20 protein-coding genes are annotated in these 19,980 nt (G+C 70.0%); 16 read left to right on the forward strand and 4 right to left on the reverse strand.

Translation table 11 applies throughout. The features are described 5' to 3' along the window. Positions 1-100 precede the first annotated feature (100 nt). The 13 genes from ABD830_RS09915 (at position 101) to ABD830_RS09975 (ending at position 11,816) form a co-directional block, all read left to right on the forward strand. Positions 101-427, forward strand: coding sequence for a TcmI family type II polyketide cyclase (locus ABD830_RS09915; RefSeq protein ID WP_344986234.1), 327 nt, complete (start codon positions 101-103; stop codon positions 425-427). After that, positions 420-869 (forward strand): cupin domain-containing protein, encoded by a 450-nt coding sequence (locus ABD830_RS09920; RefSeq protein WP_344986235.1) that lies wholly within the window; start codon positions 420-422, stop codon positions 867-869. Before ABD830_RS09915 ends, ABD830_RS09920 begins: the two co-directional genes overlap by 8 nt. Next, positions 869-2,128 (forward strand): beta-ketoacyl-[acyl-carrier-protein] synthase family protein, encoded by a 1,260-nt coding sequence (locus ABD830_RS09925; protein WP_344986236.1) that lies wholly within the window; start codon positions 869-871, stop codon positions 2,126-2,128. The genes ABD830_RS09920 and ABD830_RS09925 overlap by 1 nt, the downstream gene beginning before the upstream one ends. Beyond that, entirely contained in the window at positions 2,125-3,363 is a 1,239-nt protein-coding gene (locus tag ABD830_RS09930) for a ketosynthase chain-length factor (RefSeq protein ID WP_344986237.1), read from the forward strand. The genes ABD830_RS09925 and ABD830_RS09930 overlap by 4 nt, the downstream gene beginning before the upstream one ends. Next, positions 3,360-3,626 carry an acyl carrier protein gene (locus ABD830_RS09935; RefSeq protein WP_344986238.1) on the forward strand — a complete coding sequence of 89 codons (267 nt, stop codon included), beginning with the start codon at positions 3,360-3,362 and terminating at the stop codon, positions 3,624-3,626. Before ABD830_RS09930 ends, ABD830_RS09935 begins: the two co-directional genes overlap by 4 nt. Before the next feature lie 16 nt (positions 3,627-3,642). After that, positions 3,643-4,113, forward strand: a complete 471-nt coding sequence (locus ABD830_RS09940; RefSeq protein ID WP_344986239.1) for an SRPBCC family protein — start codon at positions 3,643-3,645, stop codon at positions 4,111-4,113. Continuing rightward, on the forward strand, positions 4,110-4,577 hold the full coding sequence (locus ABD830_RS09945) for an anthrone oxygenase family protein (RefSeq protein WP_344986240.1): 468 nt from the start codon (positions 4,110-4,112) through the stop codon (positions 4,575-4,577). Before ABD830_RS09940 ends, ABD830_RS09945 begins: the two co-directional genes overlap by 4 nt. A 22-nt stretch (positions 4,578-4,599) precedes the next feature. Next, entirely contained in the window at positions 4,600-5,331 is a 732-nt protein-coding gene (locus ABD830_RS09950; RefSeq protein ID WP_344986241.1) for an SDR family NAD(P)-dependent oxidoreductase, read from the forward strand. Continuing rightward, a complete protein-coding gene (locus ABD830_RS09955; RefSeq protein ID WP_344986242.1) occupies positions 5,331-6,956 on the forward strand; it encodes an FAD-dependent monooxygenase in 1,626 nt (541 codons plus the stop codon). Before ABD830_RS09950 ends, ABD830_RS09955 begins: the two co-directional genes overlap by 1 nt. After that, positions 6,956-7,624, forward strand: coding sequence for a TenA family protein (locus ABD830_RS09960; protein ID WP_344986243.1), 669 nt, complete (start codon positions 6,956-6,958; stop codon positions 7,622-7,624). Before ABD830_RS09955 ends, ABD830_RS09960 begins: the two co-directional genes overlap by 1 nt. Before the next feature lie 163 nt (positions 7,625-7,787). Next, positions 7,788-9,296, forward strand: coding sequence for a hypothetical protein (locus ABD830_RS09965; RefSeq protein ID WP_344986244.1), 1,509 nt, complete (start codon positions 7,788-7,790; stop codon positions 9,294-9,296). Between the two features lie 102 nt (positions 9,297-9,398). Beyond that, positions 9,399-10,808 (forward strand): hypothetical protein, encoded by a 1,410-nt coding sequence (locus tag ABD830_RS09970; protein ID WP_344986245.1) that lies wholly within the window; start codon positions 9,399-9,401, stop codon positions 10,806-10,808. Positions 10,809-10,970: 162 nt separating this feature from the next. Then, positions 10,971-11,816 carry an LLM class flavin-dependent oxidoreductase gene (locus tag ABD830_RS09975; protein ID WP_344986246.1) on the forward strand — a complete coding sequence of 282 codons (846 nt, stop codon included), beginning with the start codon at positions 10,971-10,973 and terminating at the stop codon, positions 11,814-11,816. 7 nt (positions 11,817-11,823) lie between these two features. Here the strand turns inward: ABD830_RS09975 and ABD830_RS09980 are convergent, their stop codons facing one another. The 4 genes from ABD830_RS09980 to recO all read right to left on the reverse strand — a co-directional run bounded on the left by ABD830_RS09980 (position 11,824) and on the right by recO (position 15,841). Next, positions 11,824-12,594 carry a phosphotransferase gene (locus tag ABD830_RS09980; protein ID WP_344986247.1) on the reverse strand — a complete coding sequence of 257 codons (771 nt, stop codon included), beginning with the start codon at positions 12,592-12,594 and terminating at the stop codon, positions 11,824-11,826. Between the two features lie 39 nt (positions 12,595-12,633). After that, entirely contained in the window at positions 12,634-14,229 is a 1,596-nt protein-coding gene (locus tag ABD830_RS09985) for an ABC transporter permease (RefSeq protein ID WP_344986249.1), read from the reverse strand. Between the two features lie 107 nt (positions 14,230-14,336). Continuing rightward, on the reverse strand, positions 14,337-15,164 hold the full coding sequence (locus ABD830_RS09990) for an isoprenyl transferase (RefSeq protein WP_344986250.1): 828 nt from the start codon (positions 15,162-15,164) through the stop codon (positions 14,337-14,339). Next, on the reverse strand, positions 15,107-15,841 hold the full coding sequence (gene recO / locus ABD830_RS09995) for a DNA repair protein RecO (RefSeq protein WP_344986251.1): 735 nt from the start codon (positions 15,839-15,841) through the stop codon (positions 15,107-15,109). Before recO ends, ABD830_RS09990 begins: the two co-directional genes overlap by 58 nt. A gap of 471 nt (positions 15,842-16,312) precedes the next feature. Here recO and iscB point away from each other — a divergent pair, with 471 nt between their 5' ends. The 3 genes from iscB to ABD830_RS10010 all read left to right on the forward strand — a co-directional run bounded on the left by iscB (position 16,313) and on the right by ABD830_RS10010 (position 19,960). Further along, positions 16,313-17,620 carry an RNA-guided endonuclease IscB gene (gene iscB / locus ABD830_RS10000; protein ID WP_344986252.1) on the forward strand — a complete coding sequence of 436 codons (1,308 nt, stop codon included), beginning with the start codon at positions 16,313-16,315 and terminating at the stop codon, positions 17,618-17,620. Positions 17,621-17,720: 100 nt separating this feature from the next. Next, positions 17,721-19,244, forward strand: coding sequence for a CDP-alcohol phosphatidyltransferase family protein (locus ABD830_RS10005; RefSeq protein ID WP_344986253.1), 1,524 nt, complete (start codon positions 17,721-17,723; stop codon positions 19,242-19,244). Beyond that, positions 19,241-19,960 carry a DUF5941 domain-containing protein gene (locus tag ABD830_RS10010; RefSeq protein ID WP_344986254.1) on the forward strand — a complete coding sequence of 240 codons (720 nt, stop codon included), beginning with the start codon at positions 19,241-19,243 and terminating at the stop codon, positions 19,958-19,960. Before ABD830_RS10005 ends, ABD830_RS10010 begins: the two co-directional genes overlap by 4 nt. Positions 19,961-19,980 lie beyond the last annotated feature (20 nt).

The following is a 19,980-nucleotide window of genomic DNA, read 5'->3' on the forward strand; positions in this document are numbered from 1 at the left end:
TCGGCTCGACGTGGACTCGCGCCGCCCGCTTCGAGCGGGATTCGACCGAGACCAGAACCATCGGGTCAACCATGGGGCATCAAAACGAGAGGAGCTCCCGGTGCATCGGACATTGATCGTCGCCCGCATGGACCCGGCCGAGGCGGACAACGTGGCACAGATCTTCAGGGACTCTGACGCCACCGACCTGCCCCGGATGATCGGAGTGTCGCGACGCACGCTTTTCCGCTTCCACAACCTCTACTTCCACCTGGTGGAGGCGGACGACGACATCACGCCGGATCTCTACAAGGCACGCAGCCACCCGCTCTATGACGACATCAACAAGCGGCTGGCTCAGCACATCCGGCCGTACGACCCGAACTGGCGCGAGCCGAAGGACGCCATGGCCAACCCCTTCTACGTCTGGGAGTCGAACGGTGAGTGAAGCAGCGGAGAAGCTCGCCGTGGTGGCCAAGGTGCGCGCGGACGACGTGGCTGCCAACCGGCGCCGCGGAGGTGACATCCGCGTGGTCCTCAGCCCGAAGACCGTCGCCTCGACCTCCGGGTTCATGGGCACGCTGACGCTCGCGCCCGGCGAGTTCGTGGCCGAGCACTACCACCCGTACTCCGAGGAGTTCCTCTTCGTGGTGCGCGGCCGGCTCACCGCCAGGATCGGCACGCAGGTGCTGGAGCTCGAGGGCGGCGAAGGGCTGATGGTCCCCAAGAGTGTGCCGCACCGGGTCTGGAACGACGGCGAGGAAGAGGTGTACGCGATCTTCCACCTGAGCCCCCTGGCACCGCGGCCGGAACTCGGGCACGTCGACACCGAGCCCCTGCCGGCCTCCGGGGCGGCGCAGGCCGTACCGGATGTTGGAGGGCCGAACTGATGCGCACTGACAGGCGCGTCGTGATCACCGGGATCGGGGTGGTGGCCCCGGGCGGCATCGGGACGAAGGCGTTCTGGGATCTGCTGTCCGAGGGCCGCACCGCCACCCGCACCATCTCGTTGTTCGACCCGTCAGGCTTCCGCTCCCGCATCGCGGCCGAATGCGACTTCGACCCGGCCGCGGAGGGGCTGAGCCCGGCGGAGATCCGCCGGATGGACCGGGCGGCGCAGTTCGGCGTCGTCTGCGCCAGGGAGGCCCTGGCCGACAGCGGCATCGAGGGGGTGGTGCCGCCGGAGCGCATCGGGGTCAGCATCGGCAGCGCCGTGGGGTGCACGATGGGCCTCGAGGAGGAGTACGTCGTCCTGAGCGACGGCGGCCGGCGCTGGCTGGTGGACCCCGACTACGTGGTGCGGCACCTGTACGGATACATGGCGCCGAGCACCATCGCGTGCGAGGTGGCCTGGGCGGCGGGCGCCGAGGGGCCGGTCTCCCTGATCTCCACGGGCTGCACGGCGGGGCTGGACGCGGTGGGCAACGGCGCCCAGCAGATCTGGACCGGCCGGGCGGACGTGGTGATCGCCGGGGCGACCGACGCGCCCATCTCGCCCATCACCGCGGCCTGCTTCGACGCGATCAAGGCGACCTCGCCCAACAACGACGACCCGGCCCACGCGTCGCGTCCCTTCGACGCGCACCGGGACGGGTTCGTCCTCGGGGAGGGGTCCGCGGTCTTCGTCCTGGAGGAGCGGGAGGCGGCCCTGGCACGCGGCGCCCATATTTATGCCGAGATAGCGGGATTCGCGAGCCGGAGCAACGCGTACCACATGACGGGGCTCAAGCCGGACGGCCGTGAGATGGCCGAGGCGATCACCAACGCCCTGGCCATGGCGCGGCTGGACGCCTCGGACATCGACTACATCAACGCGCACGGCTCGGGGACCAAGCAGAACGACAGGCACGAGACCGCGGCCTTCAAGCGCGCGCTCGGCCACCGTGCGTACGAGGTGCCGGTCAGCTCCATCAAGTCCATGGTCGGCCACTCGCTCGGCGCCATCGGATCCATCGAGGTGGCCGCCTGCGCGCTGGCCATCGAGCACCAGGTGGTGCCGCCGACGGCGAACCTGCACACGCGGGACCCCGAGTGCGATCTCGATTACGTGCCGCTCACGGCGCGGGAGCACGCGATCGACGGAGTGCTCAGCGTCGGCAGCGGGTTCGGCGGTTTCCAGACCGCCATGGCCATCGTGAGGTCGGCATGAGTACGGAAACCAGCAGGCAGGCCGTCGTCACCGGGCTCGGGATCGCGGCGCCGAACGGGCTCGGCATCGAGGACTACTGGGCCGCCACGCTGGCGGGCCAGAGCGGCATCAGGGAGATCAGCCGCTTCGACGCCTCCGGCTACCCGGTGCGGCTGGCCGGGCAGGTGAGCGGCTTCACCGCCGGCGAGCACGTCCCGAGCCGTCTCATCCCGCAGACCGACCACGGCACCCACCTCGGACTGGCCGCCGCGGCCTGGGCCCTGGAGGACGCCGGCGCCGACCCCGCGGCCATGCCGGAGTACGACATGGCCGTGGTGACCGCCAGCTCGTCCGGCGGGACCGAGTTCGGCCAGCGGGAGATCGAGCGGCTGTGGTCCAAGGGCCCGTCCTGGGTCGGCGCCTACCAGTCGATCGCCTGGTTCTACGCGGCCACGACCGGCCAGATCTCCATCCGCCACGGGATGCGGGGGCCCTGCGGGGTCATCTGCGCCGAACAGGCGGGCGGGCTGGACGCGGCCGGCCAGGCGCGCCAGCTGATCAGGAGCGGCACCCGGCTGGTGGTCACCGGCGGGACCGACGCCTCGCTCTGCCCCTACGGCCTGACCGCGCAGTACAGCAACGGGCGGCTCAGCGAGTCGGCCGATCCCGTCAGCGCGTACCAGCCCTTCGGCGTCGGCGCGAGCGGCTACGTGCCGGGCGAGGGCGGCGCGATGCTGATCGTCGAGAACGCCGAGGACGCCCGGGCCCGGGGCGCGCGCGTCTACGGGGAGATCGCCGGTTACGCCTCGACCTTCGACCCGCGCCCGGGCTCCGGCCGGGAGCCGGGCCTGCGCAGGGCCATGGAGCTGGCGATCTCCGACGCCGGGCTGAGCGCCGGCGACGTCGACGTGGTCTTCGCGGACGCGGCCGGCGTGCCGGAGCTCGACCTGCAGGAGGCCGCGGCGATCCGCGCGGTGTTCGGCCCGGGCCGCCCGCCGGTCACGGCGCCGAAGACCATGACCGGGCGGCTCTACGCGGGCGGCGCGGCCCTCGACCTCGCGAGCGCCCTGCTGGCCATTCGCGACGGCGTCATCCCGCCCACGACCGGGGTGAGCGAGCTGGTCCCCGGGTGCGACATCGACCTGGTCCTCGGGGCGCCGCGCGAGGCGGCCCTCGGCACCGCCATGGTCGTCGCCCGCGGCCACGGCGGATTCAACGCGGCAGTCATCGTCACGAACGAACGGAGCACCAGATGACCCAGACCACTCCCACTCCCTTCACGCTCGAGGACCTCAAGGCCACCATGATCGAGTGCGCCGGCGCCGCCGAGAACGTGAACCTCGGCGACGACATCTCCGAGGTCCCGTTCGTCGATCTCGGCTACGACTCGCTCGCGGTGCTGGAGGTGACGGCCAAGCTCCAGAACCACCTCGGCGTGGTGATCCCCGACGACGTGGTGGAGCAGCTGCCCACGCCCCGCGCCCTGGCCGACTACGTCAACGTTCGTCTGGCGAACTGAACGGAGGAAACCCGCCATGGCCGGACACACCGACAACGCCATCGTCATCGAGGCCCCCATGGACCTGGTCTGGGAGATGACCAACGACGTCGCCTCGTGGCCCCAGCTGTTCAGCGAGTACGCCGCCGCCGAGATCCTGGAGCGCGACGGCGACACGATCACCTTCCGCCTCACCATGCACCCCGACGAGGACGGAACGGTGTGGAGCTGGGTCTCCCAGCGCACCCCCGACCCCGTGAAGCGCGAGGTGCGCGCCCACCGGGTCGAAACCGGCCCATTCGAGTACATGAACATCTTCTGGGAGTACCGCGAGGTCCCGGAGGGTGTGCGGATGCGCTGGGTGCAGGACTTCCACATGAAGCCGCAGGCCCCGGCCGATGACGACGGGATGACCGCGTACCTGAACCACAACACCGCGATCCAGATGAACCGGATCAAGGGGCTGGTCGAGGAGGCCGCGGCGGCGGCCTTGCAGGGCGCGGGATGACCGGGGCGCTCCTCGCGCTGGCGCTGTTCGCGAACGGGGTCGCGACCGGCGTCATGCTCGGCAACGCGATCGGGCTGGCGGCCTTCGCCCTCCGCCTGCCGTACGCGGGGTATGTGGACCTGATCAAGTTCTTGTGGCCGCGTTACGACCCGTTCCTGCCCATCATGAACGCGCTGGCGTTCGGGCTGGACGTCGTCCTCGCGGTGACGGTCTCGGGCGGACGGGCGGAGGCGACGGCCCTGTTCTGGCTGGCCGCCGCACTGCTGGCCGTGCTCATGGCGATTTCCCTGCTGAAGAACGTCCCGATCAACAAGTACGTGACCGCGCTGGACCCGGCCAGTCAGCCGAACGACTGGCCGGAACGCGATCCGCGGGTCCGCTGGAAGACCTGGAACACCACGCGAGTGGTGCTCTCGCTGGCCGCGCTGATCGCCAACCTGGTGGCGGCGGCGATTCTCCTCTAGATGTCACAGGAGCCATGGAACGATGGAGCTCAACCTGACCGCAAAGAAGATCCTCGTGACCGGCGGTTCGCGGGGCATAGGGCGGGGCGTCGTGCTCGGCCTCGCCCGCGCGGGGGCCGACGTGGTGACGTGCTACCGCACGGAGGGCGAGGCCGTCACGAGCCTGGCCCGCGAACTCAAGGAGACCGGTGGCGACCACCACCTGGTCAGGGCGGACGTGAGCAACCCGGCGGACGTCGACGACCTCGTCGAGCACTGCCGCACCTCGTACGGATCCCTTGACGTGGTCGTGCACAACGCGGGCGTCATCAGTCACATACCGTTCGCCGAGCTCCCCCTCGAGGAGTGGCAGCGCGTCGTGGCCAACAACCTGGGCGGGCCGTACCTGGTCACGCAGCGCGCGCTGCCGCTGCTCAGCGAGGGTGGCTCCGTCATCTTCGTGGGCTCGAGGGTGGCCACGGTGGGCATCCCGCTGCGCGCCCACTACACGGCCACCAAGGCCGGCCTGGTGGGGCTCACCCGTTCCCTCGCCAAGGAGCTGGGCCCGCGCGGGATCCGCGTGAACGTGGTGGCGCCCGGGCCGATCCAGACGGAGGAGCCGACGCCGCCCGCCGTCCTCGAGCGCTACCAGAAGATGATCCCCCTCGGCAGGCTCGGGGACGTCTCGGACATCGCCGGGGTCGTCGGCTTCCTGTCCAGTGACCTGTCGCGGTTCGTGAACGGCGAGACGATCAACGTCGATGGAGGAATCTGATGTACGACGAGAACGTGCCGGTGCTGATCGTGGGCGCCGGCCCGGTCGGCCTGTCCACGGCGGTCTTCCTGGGCCGTCACGGCATCAGGACGCTGGTCGTCGAGAAGCGCGGCGAGACCTCCATGCTGCCCCGCGCCCCCGGCCTGCAGGCCCGCACCATGGAGATCTTCCGGGCGGCGGGGCTGGGCAAGGAGGTCCGGGCGCTGGAGATCGGTGACTCGCACCCGTTCTTCGAGGGCGGGATCCTGCGGGTGAACACCTTCTCCGAGATCGCCGACGCCGTGGTGCTGGAGGCTCCGTCGCTGGACGGCGCGGAGATCAGCCCCGAGCGGGTCATGGGCTGCGGCCAGGACCGCTACGAGGTGGTGCTGGCGGAGAAGGCCCGCGAGTACGGCGGCGAGGTGCGCTTCGCGACCCGGCTCCGCGAGATCGAGCAGGACGACGACGGTGTGACCGCCCAGGTGGAGGACGTGACGACCGGGGTGGTCACGACGGTCCGGGCGCAGTACCTCGTGGGCGCGGACGGCGCGAGCAGCTCGGTCCGCAACATCCTCGGCGTCTCCCGCTCCGGCCGCGGCACCGTGTTCAACGCGCTCAGCATCTACTTCCGCGCGCCCGAGCTGGAGGAGATCCTGGCCGACCGGCCGTTCATCCTCTGCTACGCCACCGCCGGCGGGACGATGACCGGTCTGTCGCGGCTGCACGGGCGCGACCCCTGGCTGGCCGCCCCCATCTACCACCCGGACAAGGGCGAGTCCCCGGCCGACTTCACCGACGAGCGCTGCATAGAGATCGTGCGCAACGCGTCGGGCAAGCAGGACATGCACGTCGAGATCATGGCGAAGGTGCCGTGGGAGGGCGCGCAGCTGGTGGCGGAGCGCTTCCGCGTCGGACGGGTGTTCCTGGCCGGTGACGCCGCCCACGTGCACCCGCCCGCCGGCGGGTTCGGCGCCAACACGGGCATCCACGACGCGCACAACCTGGCCTGGAAGCTGGCGGCCACGCTGCACGGCTGGGCGGGCCCGGAGCTGCTCGACACGTATCACGACGAGCGCCACGCGGTGGGCAGCGCCATGGCGCAGCAGGCCATGGTGCGCAACCGCATCAGGCACGGGTACGCCACGGACGACGTACGCAACGAGATGGTCGACGACATCATCATCACGCTCGGCTACCGCTACCGCTCCCAGGCGGTGGTGACCGAGACGCCGAGGCCGACGCTGACCGCGCCGCTCGAGCTGGTCGGCGAGCCGGGCACCCGGGCGCCGCACCTCTGGCTGGAGCGCGACGGAGAGCGGCTGTCCACCATCGACCTGTTCTGGGACTCGTACGTGCTCCTCACCAGCGGCGAGGACGGCGGCGCCTGGCAGGAGGCGGCGGCCAAGCTCGCCGAGCACACCGACGTGCCGCTGCGCGTGGTGCGGCTGGGCGCGGAGGGCGACTACGTCCCGCTGGACGACGACTGGGCCGCCACCCTGGGCATCGCCCGTGACGGCGCCATCCTGGTCCGGCCCGACGCGTTCGTGGCCTGGCGGGGCGGCGGCGCGGCCGACGCCGAGCAGGTGCTGGCCGAGGTCCTCGGCCGGGTCGCCGGCGGCCTCAGCGTGACGGCGGCGGCGCGCTGATGTCCACGCGGGCGGAACTGTCGGCGATCGCGCGACCGCTGGTGGCCAAGGTCAAGGAGCATCCCTTCTGGACGGGCCTGCGTGCGGGCACGCTGCCGCCGTCATCGCTGTGGTACTTCGCCGAGCAGGACGCCCGCTACGTCGTTCCCACCTACGCGCGGGCCCTGGCCATGTGCGCGGCACTCGCCGAGCGGGACGAGCACGGCACCCTGCTCTGCTCCGCGGCGAGTGCCACGTTCGGCTCGCTGCCCAAGCTGGCCGCGGGACTGTCAGAGCTGGCCGCCGGGCTGCCGGTGGCCGGCTCTGACAGCACCGAGGCCCGTCCGATGATCCACGCCTACACGTCCTTCATGCTCGCCGCGCCCACGATCTCGTTCGCCGCCGGCATAGCCGGCCTGCTGCCGATGAGCTGGTTCCACCTCTTCGTCTCCGACGATCTGCGGGAACGCTGCGAACCCGGGTCGCGCTACGCGTCCTGGGTCGCGCAGTATCCGCCGGGCGGCGACTACGAGGGCTACGTGAACGCCTACCTCGCCATGGTCGACGAGGTAGGCGCTCAGAGCTCGAAGACCGACAGGAAAAGGCTCGTCGAGCACTTTCTCATCGGCGCGCGATTTGAATGGGCTTTCGCGGAGGCCGCCTGGCGGCACCAGGAATGGGCCGTATAGCCCTTGTCGAGCAGCCGTCGAGCCGGTCGGCTCAGACTCGCTCCACGTCCTTTCCTGGACCCAAGCAATACCTTCTTGGAGCAAGCACATGGATAACACGTCGGAAATCGTGCGGAGGAGCCGTGGCCCCGCTGCCCACATCATTCTGTTACTCGTCGCCGTCATGAGCACATTCGTATTGGCCGGCGCCCCGGCGCAAGCGGCGACGCGGACGACCGGCACCAAGTATTACGTCAATTGCAGCTCCGGGAACGATTCCGCCTCCGGCCTCTCCTCGAGCGCGGCCTGGCGGACCCTGGCCAAGGTCAACTCGGTCGTCTTCAAGCCGGGCGACTCGATCCTGTTCCGCCGCGGGACCACCTGCCAGGGCGTGCTGCAGCCGCAGGGGTCCGGCACGGCCGACAGCCCGATCGTCATCGGCTCGTACGGCACCGGCGCCCGTCCCGTCATCGACGGCGGCGGGGCACGTGCCGCCGTGTTCCTGCACAACGTGCAGGGCTGGGAGATCCGCGACCTCGAGATCACCAACCCGGCCACCCGGGACAACAACGCGCGGGCGGGCATCTACGTCCTGCTCGACGACTTCGGCATCGGCAAGCACTACAAGATCAGCGATGTGAAGATCCACGACGTGCCCGGCTGCGACTGCCTCCAGCCCGAGCTCGAGAACAGCGGCGGCATCGTGTTCAAGGCCGCCGGCTCCCAGGTGGCCACCGGATTCGACGGGGTCGAGATCACGCGCAACGTCATCTCGGGCGTGGACAACGTCGGGATCGGCATCGTCTCCCAGTGGTCCAAGCGTGACCTGTACCCCGCGGGCACGAACACCTTCGTGCCGAACAAGAACGTGCACATCTATCTGAACAAGCTCACCGATCAGGGCGGCGACGGCATCCTGGTGCAGAACGGCGTCGACCCGCTGACGGAGTGGAACATCGTCGACGGGTTCGGCCTGCGGGCGAGCGCCTCGCACGCCGCGATCGTGGCCTTCAACTCCGACCGGCCGGTCATTCAGTACAACGAGATCACGGGTGGCTCCGCCACTCCGCCGTCGTTCTCGCTGAGCGTCGACGCGGGCAACCGCGACATCGTCTACCAGTACAACTTCAGCCACGACAACGACGGACCGTTCATGCTGTTCTGCGCGTTCACCGGCTCGTACTCCGACGGTGCGACGATCCGCTACAACATCAGCCAGAACGACAAGGACCTGCTCCTCGGCACCTTCGAGATCCCCGTCGTCGCCAACGGCTGCGACAACGGGATCCCGAACGTGAAGTTCTACAACAACGTGATCTACAGCCCCACGGCCAAGGCCATCGTCGGCAGCCGGGGCGACCACACCCCGATCGAGTTCACCAACAACATCTTCTACGGCGCGCCGGAAGGCTCGGCCATCCACGACGCGGTGGGCGTCTACGACCACAACCTCTACTACAACGTCGTCGTGCCGTCGAACCACGCCAACCCCGTGATCGCGGACCCGAATTTCGTCAATCCCGGCAGCGGGACCGGCCTCGGCAGCATCCTCGGATACCGGCTGCGCTGCGGTTCGCCGGCCGTCGCCGCCGGGGTCGCCATCACCGACAACGGCGGCCATGACATCTTCGGTGTCCAGGTGCCTGCCAGCGGGCCGAACATCGGCGCCTACCAAGGGCCCTGTGTCAGCTGACCGTTTCCCTGACAGCCCCCTCCCGCAGGGGGCTGTCCCCTTTCTGGAGTGAGCTTCATGGTGCAGAGCCCACCTCTTTCGGAAACCGGCGTACGTTATTACGTGGATTCCGCATCAGGCGATGATTCCGCCTCCGGCCTGACGTCGCACGCCGCGTGGCGGACCCTGGAACAGATCAACTCGGTCGTCTTCGAGCCGGGCGACTCGATTCTCTTCCGCCGCGGAACCACTTATCAGGGGGTCCTGAAGCCGCAGGGTTCGGGCACCGCGGACAGCCCCATCGTCATCGGCGCCTACGGCACCGGCGCCCGCCCCGCCATCGCGGGCGGCGGCGCACGCTCGGCCGTGCTCCTGCACAACGTGGAAGGCTGGGAGATCCGCGAACTCGACATCTCGAATCCCGGCCCCCGGGACACGACTCCCCGCGCGGGCATCTACGTCCTGCTCGAGAATTACGGCATCGGCAGGCACTACGTGGTCCACGACGTCGTGGTCCACGACGTGGTCGGCTGCGACTCCCTGAAACCGGAGGTCGAGAACAGCGGCGGGATCGTGTTCAAGGCCGCCGGCTCCCAGGTGGCCACCGCATTCGACGGGATCCAGATCTCGCACAACACCGTGTCCGACGTGGACAACATCGGCATCGGCACGCTGTCGCAGTGGAATCGCCACGAGCTCTATTCGGCCGGCACCAACCATTTCGTGCCCATCACCAACGTGCGGATCTTCCGTAATGACCTCAGCGGCCTGGGCGGGGACGGAATCCTCGTGCAGAACGGCCTCGACCCGGTGACGGAACTGAACCGGGTCGACGGGTTCGGCCTGCGCACGACGGAAGCCCGCGCCGCGATCCTGGCGTCCAACTCGGTCCGGCCCGTCGTGCAGTGCAACGAGATCACGGGCGGCTCGGCGACCCCGCCGTCGTTCGCGCTCAGCGTGGACGCGGGCAACCGCGACCTCGTCTACCAGTACAACTACAGCCACGACAACAACGGCCCGTTCATGCTGTTCTGCGCGATCGCCGGCTCGCACACCGACGGCGCGACGATCCGCTTCAACATCAGCCAGAACGACAAGGACCTGGTGCTGGGGGATTTCGAGATCCCCGTCGTCGCCAACGGCTGCGCGAACGCCATCAAGAACGTGAAGTTCTACCACAACGTGATCTACAGCCCGTCCGCCGGGACGATCGTCGGCAGCCGCGGCGACCACACGCCGATCGCCTTCACCAACAACATCTTCTACGGCCGCCCGGAAGGCTCGGCCATCAACGACGCGGTGGGGACCTACGACCACAATCTCTATTTCAACGTCGCCGTGCCGCCGCACCACGCCAACCCCGTGATCGCGGACCCGAAATTCGCCGACCCTGAAACGCTGCCAGGGTTCCGCCTCGACGGCGACTCCCCGGCCCGTGGCGCCGGCCTCGCCATCCACGATGGCGGCGATCGCGACATCCACGGCACCCCGATCCCCCGGGACGCACCGCCGAACATCGGCGCCACCACCTGAGCACCGCGAGTTGCCCGACGTGGCTGCGTCCCCCTAGAGTGAGCCTCACTTGATCAGGAGCTCCCCAGAAGTGCGCCGCAGAACGGGGAGCCCTGCCTCCCCCGTCGTGGAGGTCCTGGAGGGGCGGCATCGATTCCGCATGCCCCTTCACGGAGGTACTTCATGAACGTCGGTCTCGGCCTGCCCATCAGCGACCCCGCGGCACTGCTCGACTGGGCCCGCCGCGCTGATGCCGGCCCCTTCACCACTCTCGCCCTCCTCGACCGCCTGGTCTACGACAACCCCGAGCCGCTGGTCGCCCTGGCGGTCATCGCCGGAGCCACCACCCGCGTACGCGTACAGACCGAGGTCCTGCTCGCGCCCCTTCGCGAGCCCGCCCTGCTCGCCAAGCAGGCCGCGACCCTGGACCTGATCTCCGGCGGCCGGCTGGTCCTGGGGCTCGGCATCGGCGGCCGCGAGGACGACCATCTGGTCGCGGGCACCGACCTCCGCACCCGCGGCCGCCGCCTCGACGAGCAGATGGCCGTCATGCGCCGGTTGTGGTCCGGCGAGCCGTACGGCGACGGGGCCGGCCCGATCGGGCCTCTCCCCGCCCGGCCCGGCGGCCCCGAGGTGCTCTTCGGCGGCTTCCAGCCGGCCGCGCTCGCCCGGGTCGCCCGCTGGGGGGACGGATTCCTCGCCGCCGCCCCGCCGTCCTGGGCCGGCGGGCTCATCGACACCGTTCACCGGTTCTGGAAGGAAGCGGGGCGCTCCGGCGAGCCTCGCATCGTCACCCAGGTCAACGTCGCGCTCGGCCCCGAGGACGTCGTCACGGACGCCTGTGCAGCCATGGGCGCCTATTACGAGTTCACCGGCATGGCCGACCGGATGGTCTCCGGGATGCTCACCACGCCGGGCGAGATCCGCCAGGCCATCGCCCAGTACGCCGACCTCGGCGCGGACGAGGTGATGCTCTACTGCTACGGCCGCGACCCGGAGCAGGTCGACCGCCTCGCCGACGCCCTCTGAGCGTCGCTCATCCCGCTTGCAGCAGGGCCAGCGTCCGGTCCGCCTGTTCGGACCGGACTGCCTCGCGGACCCGCAGCAGCCAGAACAGCGCCATGAGGCGGCGGCATTCCGTGAGCCTGGCCGACTCCGCGGCGGTCAGCTCGAGCCGTTCGAGCACGGCGGTCATCCCGGCCGGGTCGTTCTCCCAGACCGCGATGTGCTCGCTCACCTCGGCCAGCTCGAACGCGCGGTCGCTCCGGCCGGAGTACTCGAAGTCGATGACCCGGACCTTCGTGCCGTCCCACAGATAGTTGGCGATGTTCCCATCGCCGGTGCCGAACACCGGGGTGCCCGGCTGGGCGAGCACCTGTTCCAGGGCCGGGCGCTCCACCCAGGCACGGGCCGCGCGGAGCGCCTCGGCCCTCGGAGGATCCGGCTCCACCACCGCCGCCTGCTCGCGGACGAGCCGTAGGAGCTCGACCGGGTGCCCGGCACGTGCCGGCATCCGCTCGAGCTCCCGCGGCGGGATCGCCTGCTGGACAGCGGTGACGGCCTCGGCCAGGGCGTCGACGAGCTTCCCTGTGATCTCCCCGCTCACGGCGGCGCCGTCCAGGCGGGACATCACCACGCTCGGCGGGTCGGCCGTCAGCTCGGCGGTCACCGGCGCCGGAGCCAGGCCGGGATCGTGCTCATCGAGCAGCTTCAGGGCTCGCCATTCGCGTCCGGGCTCGTCGTGGTGCCACGACCGATACCGCTTGATCACCACGTCGGAACGCACCTCGATGGAATGGCCGCCCATTCGCCCTCCGATCTCGCCGGGTGGCACATCCTAGATCATTCAGCCGAAGTCGCGGCGGCGCAGAGCCACCAGGGCGCCGCCGAGCAGCAGCGCCGTGACGGCCGTGAGTGCGAGGGTGGGGCGCGGGTCGAAGGGCGTCCCGATCATCGCGTTGGGGATGTAGTGGAACGGCTCGATCGGGGTCCCGTTCCAGAGCCCGTACAGGGGGCCGGCGACCTTGCCGAGCGCGGCGGTCAGGAGCCAGACGGCCCAGGAGAGCGCCACGCTCGCCCGCGGCAGCAGCCCGTACGCGAGCATGCAGACCGCCCCCACGCACCAGGCCGCCGGCACGGTGCTCAGCGCCCCCGCGAGGAAGCGGGGCAGGTCGGTGGCGAGGTCGCCGACGAGCACCGAGTACAGCGTGCCGAACACGAGCCCGGCGACGGCCATCAGGGCCGCCGTGCCGAGCCCCGCCACGACCAGGTGACCGGCCGCCCAGCGCAGCCGGGTCAGCGGGGTGGACTGCACGGTCTCCGCGCGGCCCGAGACCTCCTCCGAACGCAGCCGCAGCGTCATGAGCACCGGGTAGAGCGCGACGGCGTACGAGATGACGAGGATCAGGTACCAGGAGTAGGCGCCCAGCGTCCGGCCCTCATCGGACAGGCCGAGGCCGTGCACGATGTTCTCGACCACGACGCTCGGCCGCGAGAGCAGGTCCCTGGTGAGCGGGCTGAGCCCGGCCCCGGCCGCGGCGAAGCACGCGACCCCGGCCGCCCATTTCGCCAGCAGGCCGCGGTGCAGCCGCCAGGCCAGGCTGACGGGGCCGCGCAGCTCCGGCGCCGACTCCCGGCCCAGGCGCTCAGGCAGCAGGCCGGAGCCGAGGTCGCGGCGGTCGAGCAGCCGGTACGCGACCGCGTACAGGATCGCGCCGACCAGGAGCGGCACGCCGAGCATCCACCACCGCTCGTCCTGGTACGGCCGCACCAGATGGCTCCACCCGATCGGGGACAGAGCCTTCAGCCAGTACTGTCCGGTCGCGTCGCCGGCGTAGCGCATCACGTAGGCGGCGCCGAGCACGGACAGGCTGATCGCGGTGGCCGTGCGGGCACTGCGCGCGAGCTGGGCGGCCACCGCGGCGACGGCGGCGAACACCCAGCCCGCGACCGCGATCGCGGACATGTACGCGAGGGACCCCACGACCGGGAACCCGATCCCGATCAGCACGATGGCGGTCAGCGCGCCGCCGGCCAGGCTGATCCCTCCCGCGACCAGCAGGGCGGCTGTCAGAGGCGCGTGGCGGCTCACCACGCCCGACCGGACCAGCTCGCTCCTGCCCGTATCCTCCTCCCTGCGGGTGTGCCGGACGATCGACATCAGAGCCGCGAACGCGCTCGCCACATAGAGGAAGCCGCCGCTGCGCCACGTCGCGAGCACCTCCAGCCGCGGCTCGGGCACGCCACCGCCGAGCGCCCGCAGGAAGGCGTTGCTGGTGGCGAGCCGGGTGTAGGTGACCTTCAGCTCGTACGTGCCCATGTACCTGTTGATGTAGGACACCATCACCAGGGCAAGGGTCACGATCAGGAGGATCCACCAGGGCGCGATGGCCCGTTCGCGGCGCAGCGCCAGGCGGACGAGGTGGCCGGTGCCCACGATCATCTCCAGCTCCTATTCGTGAGTACAGCAGGCTATTCCGACGAACAGCAGGCTATACCCACGTATAGCGAGGCGGCCAAGCGGTACCGAGGATGGCGCGAAAAGGCCGGTCAGACCTGGTTGGGGATCGCTCCGCCGTAGCGCCTGTCGCGCTTGGCGAAGACCTCGCACGCCTCCCACAGATCCCGGCGGTCGAAGTCGGGCCAGAGCCGGTCGAGGAAGACCATCTCGGCGTAGGCCGACTGCCACAGCAGGTAGTTGGAGAAGCGCTGCTCACCCGAGGAGCGCACGAAAAGGTCCACCTCGGGGATGTCGGGCTCGTCCAGGTAACGCGCGAACACCTTCTCGTTGACCTTCGACGGCTTGACCCGCCCGGCCGCGATGTCCTCGGCCAGCTTGACCGCCGCGTCGACGATCTCGGCCTGCCCGCCGTAGTTGACGCAGAACTGCAACGTCAGCGTGCGGTTGCGGACCGTCATCTCCTCGGCGGCCTGCAGCTCCGAGATCACGCTCTTCCACAGCCGCCCGGGCCTGCCCGCCCAGCGCACGCGCACGCCCATGGCGTTGAGCTCGTCGCGCCGCCGCCGGATCACGTCACGGTTGAACCCCATGAGGAAGCGGACCTCGTCGGGCGAGCGCTTCCAGTTCTCGGTCGAGAACGCGAACGCGCTCAGATAGGGGATGCCCAGCTCGAGCGCCCCCTCGATGACGTCGAACAGCGAGGACTCGCCTGCCTTGTGCCCCTCGATGCGGGGCAGCCCCCGGGCCTTGGCCCAGCGGCCGTTGCCGTCCATGATGATGGCGACGTGCCGGGGCACCAGGTCGCGCGGGATCGGGGGCGGAGTCGCGCCCGACGGGTGCGGGGACGGAGGTCGTACGTTCACACGGGCTCCCTTTCGACGTGTCGGAGAGAGCGTATTCCGTGTTCGAGGTGCCATTGCAGATATGCGGCCACGAGCCCGCTGCACTCGCTGCGGTGGCGCGACTCCGAGGCGTCGGCGGTGGCCCAGTCGCCGCGCAGCAGCGCCGTCATGAGCCCGATCGTCTCTCCCGCGGGCACGGCCGCGCCGGCCGGCCGGCACGCCCCGCACACCACTCCCCCGGCGACGATGGCGAACGCCCTGATCGCCGGCGCCTGGCACTTGGCGCAGGCGTCGAGCGCGGGGGCGTAGCCGGCCACGGCCAGCGAGCGCAGGAAGTACGCGTCCAGCACCAGCCGGGCCTCGTGGCCGCGATCGGCGAGCGTGCGCAGCCCACCCACCAGCAGCAGGAACTGCCGCAGCGCCGGCTCCTTCTCCCCGTGCGTCAGCCGGTCGGCGGTCTCCAGCATCGCGCTGCCCGCGGTGTAGCGGGGATAGTCGGCGGCCAGCACCTCGCCGTAGGGCCTGATGGTCTCCGCCTGGGTGACGACGTCGAGCGTACGCCCGGTGTGCAACTGCAGGTCGACGTGGGTGAACGGCTCCAGCCTGGCCCCGAAGCGGGATGTCGTGCGGCGCACGCCCTTGGCCACGGCCCGGATCTTGCCGGTGCGCCTGGCCAGGATGGTGACGATACGGTCGGCCTCACCGAGCTTCTGCGTGCGTAGAACTACGCCTTCGTCACGGTAGAGACTCACTCGAACATCTTACGGCTGGATCGGAACCATGTTACGGGCATGCTCTGATGACGCGACTTTGCTTGATCCTCACTAGACTTTGACGTCTGTTACGTATTACTCAGTGTTCAACCCCAGTTACCGCCTCGAAAGGGAGTCGTCACTCGCTCCCCGGTTTCGACGCCGGGGCCCGTCTTGCTGAACCGGGGCGGGCCGGAGTGACCAGACCCAGCCATCACGCACAAGGAGGTGACCTTGATGGCTACGTTTCACGTAGGACAGCAGACCCACTCCGCCGTGCTTCCTCAGCGGCGGACCCTGGAATCCGCGTCAGCAGACCCCCCCGGAGCAGGAACGAAACGGGACGCGGACACCCGCCATCTGCGGGTATCCGGCGTGGAACATGGTCGAGGGGAGACCCACGCCGCCTCACCTGGCGGTCAGGGCGTCACCCGCGCAAGCGGAGAACCCAGTCGTGAGACCGCACCCCGCGTGTTCGTCCTCGCATCGGACGGCACGCCACTGGACCCGTGCCACCCCGCCCGCGCCCGCGAACTCCTCACAGCGAGGCGTGCAGTGGTGGCCCGCCACACCCCCTTCACCATCCGATTGAAAGACCGCACCGCCGAACAGTCCGAGACCCAGGGCGTTGAGGTCTCCCTGGACCCCGGCAGCAAGCACACCGGTATCAGCGTGTTCCGCAACGACGCAGGGACCCGGCATGGGTTGTACGCCATCCAGCTCGACCACCGCGGCGGCAAGATCCGCGACAAGCTCACCGCCCGGGCCACCTCCCGGCGCGGCAGGCGCTCGCGCAACCTGCGCTACCGAGCCCCCAGGTTCGACAACCGCACCCGCCCGGACGGCTGGCTCGCGCCAAGTCTGCAGCATCGCGTGGATACCACGATGAGCTGGGTGGCGCGGCTGCGCCGCCTGGCCCCCGTCCGGCTGATCCAGGTAGAGACCGTACGGTTCGACACCCACGCCCTGGCCACGGGCAGGCCGCTGGAGGGCATCGAGTACCAGCACGGTACCCTGCACGGCTACGAAGTGCGGGAATACCTGCTGGAGAAATGGGGGCGAGCCTGTGCCTACTGCCCAGCGAGCGGCGTCCCATTGAACATCGACCACATCCAGCCCCGCTCCCGGGGCGGCTCGGACCGGATCAGCAACCTGTGCCTGGCGTGCATACCCTGCAACCAGAACAAGAACAGCATGCCGATCACCGAGTTCCTGTCGGACCGCCCAGGGGTTCTCGCCCGGGTGCTCGCGCACGCCAAGGCGCCGCTGGCCGACGCCGCCGCCGTCAACGCCACCCGCTGGGCCCTCTACGCGGCGTTGACGGCCACCGGCCTGCCGATGCGCTGCGGCAGCGGCGGCCGCACCAAATGGAATCGGCACCGCACCGGCGCACCCAAATCGCACACCCTTGACGCTCTCCATGTGGGCGAGCTCGATCGGGTGGTGTCCTGGCCGGGCCGGGTGCTGATTGTCACCGCCACCGGCAGAGGCGCGTATTGTCGAACCCGTACCGACGCCTTCGGGTTTCCCCGCCTGCGCCTACCCCGCATCAAGCAGAGCTTCGGCTATCGGACCGGGGACCTCGTGCGCGCGATCGTGCCGAAAGGCAAGCATGCCGGAACGCACACCGGCAGGGTCGCAGTCCGCTCCTCCGGCAGTCACACCGTGCAGACCCCCACCGGCCTTGTGAAAACCTCGCACAAGCACCTCCGCCTGCTCCAGCGAGCAGACGGCTACGCCTACACGACCAAGAAGGAAGAACACCGGTGCACGCCCTGACGACGGTTCGCCCGGCGGCGAACCGCCTTTTCCCGTCCCGCTACGCGGGAGTGCGTCTCCTCCCTGCCATGAAGGCCGGAGTATCGGCGGAGGAAGTCGGATGACCCGCGTGGTCCTGCTGGGCGCCTCGCCCGGCCCCGACACCTCTCCGACCGGCCTGAGGCTGGCCGCGCTACCCGGCAATCCCACCGTCGCCGAGCGACTACGCAGCCAGCTCACTTCCCTGGATCCACGGCTCGCCACGATCGACTCAGGCGACGTGGCCGCCGCCCTGCACGCGCTGGCAGAGGTCGCTGAATCCGCGACGGAGAACCTCTTCATCATCCCGGAGAACTCCGTCGTCCACGACGAGCTGATCTACCAGATCACCAAGGCCAAGCGCGGCGCGCTGGCGCTCGTAGCCAAGGAGCCGCGTCCGGAGGTGACAGAGGAGGAGCAGGACGACAACGGTCCCGAGGACAACGTCCCGATCGACGAGGCCGAGCCCGAGATCGGCCTCGCCCGCCTCGAAGGGCTGCCCGTCCGCTCGCGCGTCGGCAAGTCTCGCGTTGTGTCGGTGGGCACCGCGAGCCACGCCGTGACCAGGCCCAACGCCGTCCTGCTCGGTCCACTGCACGTGAGCGCGCGCAACGCGCCGATCCTGGCCGAGACCTGCCGCGAGCTGGCCGCGATGGCCGCCACGTTCGGCGAGGACGACGACCTGCTGCAGCTCATCGTGTTCGGCCTGGTGCGCAACGGCGTGTCGGTCGGCATCAGGGGCCGGCGCGACCTGTTCTACCGCCGGGTCACCACCCAGGAGGAGGCCAACGAGGCCGGCGCCGAGATGTCCGGCATGGACGAGGACCGGGCCAGGCTCAACAACGCGGTCAAGGGCGCCGACGGCTTCTTCACCACGTACTTCGTCTCCACCTACTCCCGCTTCATCGCCCGGTGGGCGGCCAGGCGCGGCCTGACGCCCAACCAGGTGACGCTGATCTCGATCGCGCTCGGCGTGGCCGCCGCCGCCTGCTTCGCCACCGGCGACCGGCCGTGGATGGTGCTGGGCGGGGTGCTGATCTACTTCGCGTTCGTCTTCGACTGCGTGGACGGTCAGGTCGCCCGGTACGCGCGCAAGTTCGGCGTGCTGGGGGCGTGGCTGGACGCCACGTTCGACCGGTTCAAGGAGTACGTCGTCTTCGCCGGACTGGCCATCGGCTGGGTGGTCTCGGGCAACGGCGACGACATCTGGATCCTGGCGCTGGCCGCGCTCGGCCTGCAGTCCGTACGCCACCTGCTCGACTTCTCCTTCGGCGTCGCCAACCGCCGCAAGCCGCCCGCCAAGCTGCCCACGCTGGCACTTGACGCCCCCGACGACCGCGACCTGCGCCAGGCGCTCACGCGCCGCAAGGTCGAGCGGAGCCAGGGTCTGCGCGGCCTGCTCAAGATGTGGACCAAGGCCGGCAAGTTCCGGGCCGTCCACTGGGCACGCAAGATGATCGTGTTCCCCATCGGCGAGCGGTTCGCGGCCATCGCGATCACCGCCGCCCTCTTCGACGCCCGGATCACCTTCCTCACCTTGGTGATCTGGGGCTCCGTCGCCGCCGCCTACACTCTCACCGGACGCCTCATGAGGTCGCTCGTATGATCACCCAACCGCAGGCCATGGCCACCCCCACGCCGGACCCCGACGAGGAGCGCCGCCGCATCCAGACCGCCCGCCTGCTCGCCTACCGCGACGACGGGCCGCTGGTCCACGCGCTCGCCGGCAAGCTCGGCCGCGGCCTGCCGCCCGTGCCCGCCACGCTCGTCGCCCTCCTGGTCGTCGCCGTCTTCGTGGTCACCGGCGTGCTCAAGCCCGGGCCCATCCTGCTTCTCCCGGTCGCGACCACGCTGCTGCTCGTGCTGCCGACCGCGCCGCGTGACCACCTTGGCCGCTTCGACTGGCTCACCCCGCCGCTGCTGCGCGGCGCCGAGTTCCTCACCATGATCGCGATCGGCCTCGCCGCCGACGCGCCCAAGTGGCTCCTTTTCGTGCTGGTCTATGTCGTGGGTTACCACACGTATGACACCGTTTACCGGACGCGGCAGAGCATCTGGCCGCCCGCGTGGGTGTTCCACGCGGGGCTCGGCTGGGAGCTGCGCCTGCTGATCATCGGTGTGGGAGCGGCCCTCGGCGTGCTGACGCCCGTGCTGGCGGTGCTGACGGCGTACCTTTTCGTGCTGTTCGCGGTGGAGAGCGTGACGAGCTGGGTGCGCCTCGACAAGGCCTCCGCCCAGGCGGGCGCCGACGCCGAGCAGGACCTGGAGGCCTCCCCCGAGGACCAGCTCGAGCAGGCCACCGGCGAGGCCGACAAGGGCTGACCCCGTCCCCGAGTCGTACG

Origin of the sequence: Nonomuraea helvata, from assembly GCF_039535785.1 — a bacterium.
In the GTDB taxonomy this organism is placed as follows: Bacteria; Actinomycetota; Actinomycetes; order Streptosporangiales; family Streptosporangiaceae; genus Nonomuraea; species Nonomuraea helvata.